A 1,175-nucleotide genomic window follows, 5' to 3' on the forward strand; every position below is an offset into this window, starting at 1 on the left:
GATTATGAAGGGGCGGGCGGGCAAGCCGGAAATAGGCATAACAGGCAATGCCGGTGTTAGCCAAGGATTGGGAAAAGAAACCAACTTTTCACAGGCTGAGCTTGAAAATCGTAATGGTTTTGCACCAATGCAGTTGATCCCTGGCATCGATATCGGGGTTAACCTTGAACTGGCGGCAAAATTTGGCGTAATGGTTGAAGTCAGCCATGAACTGAGTATTGGACAGTTATTTGCTCTACAAAGCGAAGCGTCCTTATTTGTCGGCGCGGAAGTTAAAGCTCAGGTAAACGGAGCATTCAACAGCAGTAATATCCTCGGAGCTGATGAGTTTATTGTCGGCGCTATCGGTGGTAGTGCTTTTATCGGTGCTAAAGCGAAGGGATCGACAACAGCCGTTTTTAAAGCGCGCAGTATTGATGCTGCACGTTTTAAAATTGAAGCTTCGGTAAGTGCCGGCGCTGGAATAAACGCGGCACTTGAGGCTGTTGTACGCGGTAGCGGCGATATTAAAGTGAGAGCGGCTGCCGGCTTAACAGCAGGTATAGGTACTGATGTAGAGGCGGATACCATGGTTAATCCCCTTCTCCTAAAGGTTTTGCTGTGGGATAAATTAGCCTCCCATTTAACAACAAAAGCTTATCAAAAGCGTAAAAATGAAAAATATGACCGCAGTGTCAACATAGTTGCACTTGGCCGATGTCAGAATAAAGCCCACACTTATATGATTTTATTAGATCAAAGCTATAAGTTGCTTGCTGAAGAATTATGGCGAATTTCTGTTATCACAGACTTTACTGAATCTGACATTGATGGAATGAGGGGGACTCTGCCGAATTTGTTCAGACCACCAGAACTTGAAGCCGCCTATTTAAGCTCAACGGATAACAGTGACGACGCATTGACCAATGCCCAGCTAGGAGTTGAAATAGCCGCTAATGCACGCTTTAAAGACAGGAAGAAAACAAAAAAACACGCACAAAAGGGCAGCTTGCTGATCTTAGAACCTCAAGTTTAGCCTTCAAAAATTACGCTTCTGTTGCGAATAGTAAATTGGATATTGCCCGAAAGGGTCAGCTGTAGTTGTGGTGGTAGTTATAGAGTGGTAACAGTCGTTGTAACAGTAACTGGCGAGAGAAGAAGCGATTCAGTCACTCGCCTTTGAGCCTCGTTAATAT

Annotated in this window: 1 pseudogene; it reads left to right on the top strand. The window is 44.9% G+C overall.

The features are described from left to right. Positions 1-1,015 (top strand): annotated as a pseudogene (locus AB4232_RS15320) (hypothetical protein); the annotation flags it as partial. Positions 1,016-1,175: the final 160 nt, after the last annotated feature.

This window comes from Vibrio sp. 10N.286.46.A8, from assembly GCF_041470165.1.
Lineage (GTDB): Bacteria > Pseudomonadota > Gammaproteobacteria > Enterobacterales > Vibrionaceae > Vibrio > Vibrio tasmaniensis_A.